Annotated in this window: 7 protein-coding genes; 2 read left to right on the top strand and 5 right to left on the bottom strand. The window is 67.5% G+C overall.

Going from position 1 to position 3,083, the window contains the following annotated elements; all coding sequences use genetic code 11:
* Nucleotides 1-49: 49 nt before the first annotated feature.
* Together IRZ18_09280 and IRZ18_09275 are read right to left on the bottom strand one after the other, a co-directional pair.
* Nucleotides 50-631, bottom strand: coding sequence for a methyltransferase domain-containing protein (locus tag IRZ18_09280; GenBank protein ID MBX5477296.1), 582 nt, complete (start codon nt 629-631; stop codon nt 50-52).
* A gap of 64 nt (nt 632-695) precedes the next feature.
* Nucleotides 696-1,337: a hypothetical protein gene (locus IRZ18_09275; protein ID MBX5477295.1), complete on the bottom strand. Its 642-nt coding sequence runs from the start codon at nt 1,335-1,337 to the stop codon at nt 696-698.
* A 180-nt stretch (nt 1,338-1,517) separates the two neighbouring features.
* Here IRZ18_09275 and IRZ18_09270 point away from each other — a divergent pair, with 180 nt between their 5' ends.
* Nucleotides 1,518-1,754: a metal-sensitive transcriptional regulator gene (locus IRZ18_09270; protein ID MBX5477294.1), complete on the top strand. Its 237-nt coding sequence runs from the start codon at nt 1,518-1,520 to the stop codon at nt 1,752-1,754.
* Nucleotides 1,755-1,778: 24 nt separating this feature from the next.
* On the opposite strand, the gene IRZ18_09265 is transcribed toward IRZ18_09270, so the two are convergent.
* The 3 genes from IRZ18_09265 to IRZ18_09255 all read right to left on the bottom strand — a co-directional run bounded on the left by IRZ18_09265 (nt 1,779) and on the right by IRZ18_09255 (nt 2,774).
* Nucleotides 1,779-2,135 (bottom strand): DUF302 domain-containing protein, encoded by a 357-nt coding sequence (locus tag IRZ18_09265; protein ID MBX5477293.1) that lies wholly within the window; start codon nt 2,133-2,135, stop codon nt 1,779-1,781.
* Nucleotides 2,136-2,201: 66 nt separating this feature from the next.
* Complete coding sequence (locus tag IRZ18_09260) at nt 2,202-2,507, bottom strand: co-chaperone GroES (GenBank protein ID MBX5477292.1); 306 nt, start codon at nt 2,505-2,507, stop codon at nt 2,202-2,204.
* Between the two features lie 33 nt (nt 2,508-2,540).
* Nucleotides 2,541-2,774 carry a glutaredoxin family protein gene (locus IRZ18_09255; protein ID MBX5477291.1) on the bottom strand — a complete coding sequence of 78 codons (234 nt, stop codon included), beginning with the start codon at nt 2,772-2,774 and terminating at the stop codon, nt 2,541-2,543.
* Nucleotides 2,775-2,942: 168 nt separating this feature from the next.
* On the opposite strand from IRZ18_09255, the gene IRZ18_09250 reads away from it, so the two are divergent.
* The coding region (locus IRZ18_09250) for a DUF1572 family protein (protein MBX5477290.1) at nt 2,943-3,083 on the top strand (141 nt) is incomplete at its 3' end.

The following is a 3,083-nucleotide window of genomic DNA, read 5'->3' as shown; positions in this document are numbered from 1 at the left end:
GGCGGATGATCGAGGCGTAGGGGCTGGACGCGGCCATCTGTGCACGAGCCTATGCGGGTGCGACGCACCGGAGCGCGTAGTGCGCGGGATGCGGCCAGGGCACCGCGTCCGTGCGGAAGCCCGCACTTTGCAAGAGCCGTTGCGCCTCCGCCGAACCGACGCGGTCCTCAAGGGGTGGACCCATGTCCATGGGTGCGCGTTCCCAGTCCACCACGAGGAGCGTGCCACCGGGCCTGAGGACGCGTCGGACTTCGGCGAGAGACGCGCCGGCGTCGCGCAGTTCGTGCAGGACGTTGACCATCAAGACGCGGTCCACCGACGCATCCGGCAGGTCCACATGCGTTTCCTCCGCGACGATGGTGCGCACGTTCGTGAGGCCCGCGTCGCGGGCACGCTGGCGCAACAGCGACAGCGCCTCGTCAGAGATGTCCGCCGCCCACACCCGGCCGTCCGGGCCGACGGCCTCCGCCAGCGGGAGCGTCAGGTACCCGGGTCCGGCACCAAGATCCAGCACCGCCTCTCCTTGCCGGAGGCCCAGGGCCTCCACGACCTTGCCCGGTGGGATGAACTCCTTCCGCTCCTCCGCCAACAGCCTCTGCCACGATCCGCGCTGCCCGTACTTGTGCGGCACGACCGTTCACCTCTTCCGGGTGCGCTTTCTGTTGCGCTGTCGCTCCCGTTCATCGCTCCACGGTTCACCGCTCCACTGGATATCCGCGACGCGTCCACTCGTACATTCCGCCCCGCACGTTGATGGGCGCGCGGAAGCCGCGGAACTGCATCAGTTGCGCGGCGAGGCTGCTGCGGTTGCCGCTCGCGCAGATGAGGGCGTACGTGCGTTCCGGATCCAACTCGGAGAGGCGGGACTCCAGCTGGCCCAGGGGGATGTGCCGGGCGCCCTTGAGGTGGCCCTGCCTCCACTCGAACGGCTCGCGCACGTCGATGACCTCCGGCGCGTCCGGCGTTTGCAACCTCGCCGCCAGCTCGTCGACGTCCCACTCCTCAATATGCTCAAGCGCCAGCCCGGAAGCCTCCCACGACTGCGGCGAGCCCGTCGCGTACCCGGCGACCTGGAAGCCGAACTGCACGAGTTCCTGCGCGGCCGCGCGGGCGACGACATCCGAGTCCGCGACGACGGCGACGCGGTAATCGGCCGGATTCAACTGCGCCCGAACCAAGGCGCCGAACACGCGCGGGCGATACGGCGCGCTCACGGCGCCGCGCAGATGCGCGGCATTGTAATCTCCCGGCGCCCGCACGTCCAGCACCAGCGAACGGTCGTCGGCCAGCAGTTGACGGATCTGCTCCGGGGTCAACGTCGTCTCAGGCCCGCTCACGGGTTCGACTTCACCTCCAGGCCAAGGTTGCGGCGTGATCTCCTTGTGGGTGTCCGGTCGTCACCGGCATTCCGCATGGGGATGCTCCCGTCCTCGGCAGATACACCGTGGGGTATCATGCAGGACGAGGGGGAGCACGCCGTGAACAGCCGCGATCTCGATCCCGAACGCGTCAGGGCCATGATCCGTCGCCTGCGCCGCATCGAGGGGCAGGCCCGCGGCCTCCAAAAGATGCTGGAGGAAGGACGCCCCTGTGAGGACATCCTCGTGCAACTCGCCGCCATGCGCTCCGCGCTGAACAAGGTCGGCCTCGCGCTGGTGGCGGAGAACCTCGCCCGGTGCTTTGACATCCCGGACGAATCCCGGCGCGAAGAGGCGCTGGAGCGCGCGCGCAGGGCGTTCCTGCGGCTGATGTGATCCGAGCGGCGGGCTGAAGCCGGCTCAGACCGACTGGATCACGCGCTGAAGGCGTTCGCGGACCTCCGCGGCCACCGGCTCCAGCGCCGGGTTCTCCACAATGCTCAGCGCGCGGACCGGATCCAGCACGGCGACATGCACGCCTCCCGCCTTGTCCTCGTACACGATGGCGTTGCACGGCAGGAGCAACCCGAGCTCCGGTTCCGCCTCCAGCGCTCTGTGGGCAAACTGCGGGTTGCAGGCCCCGAGGATCAGGTACTTTTCCGTGTCCAACCCCAGCTTCTTCTTGAGAGTGGCCTGAACGTCGATCGTCGTCAGGACGCCGAAGCCCTCGTTCTGGAGCGCGTCCGTGACCTTCTGCACGGCGTCCTCGAAGCTCATCTCCACCTTCTTGCTGAATCCGTAATGGGACACCGCTCACCGCCCCTTTGAAATCACTGCGGAGCCTCAGAGCTCCGCCGTGGCAAGGATCTCGCTTCGCGATAGGATGCGCAGTTCCCGCCCGTCGACCTTGACGACGGTGCCGCTGTACTTGGCGAACACCACGGTGTCGCCGGGCTTGATGAGCTTCTGGATCTCCTCGTCCGTCCCGACTTCCGGGACCTTTCCCATCTGCGGCTGGTCCTTCGCCGCATCCGGGAGCACGATCCCCGACGGCGTCCGTGCCTCAGGTTCGATCGGCTCCACGAGAACGCGGTCGTCCACAGGCTTCAAGCGCACGGTCGCCACCTCCCAGGTTCGCGATTCCGCCATCGGCATGGCCCGCTCCATCTGAAGTCGACGATGTCAGCGCACGCCGAGCGCGCGCTGGAGCCGGGCCACATCGAACCCGACGATGATCTCGCCATTGACGTCGATGACCGGCACGCCGGTCTGGCCCGTCCGGCGCACCAGTTCCGCCGCCGCCCGCGGGTCCCTGGACACGTCGACCTCGCGGAACGGCACGTTGCGTTCCTGGAGGAAACGCTTTGCGCTCCGGCAATACGGGCACGTCGGCGTCGTGTACACCGTGACCGCCATCGCAGTCCCTCCCTCCCGCCGTTCGTGTCAACCCGATCAAATTATACCCTATGGGGTATTGAAGTTTACGCAGCCTCCCTGTCGGGCATCGGTCCCTGCGCGCGCCGCAATCCCGGTGATCCTGCGTCGTACAATGGTTCCAGATTTCGGGCGCAGGGAGGCACGCCGATGAGCGCGTCGTTGGGAGAGATCCTGCTGCAGGCCGTTTCTGCGGAGTTCCGCCGGTACAAGAAGCTCGCGGAAGACGCCATCGCGCAGCTGGCGCCGGATGAGTGGTCCTACGCGCCGGGCGAGGAATCGAACAGCATC

The sequence above is a fragment of the Clostridia bacterium genome (genome assembly GCA_019683875.1).
Lineage (GTDB): Bacteria > Bacillota > Sulfobacillia > RBS10-35 > Bu92 > Bu92.
Note: the sequence above shows the minus strand (reverse complement) of the source record. Positions and strands in the feature narration are given on the sequence as shown.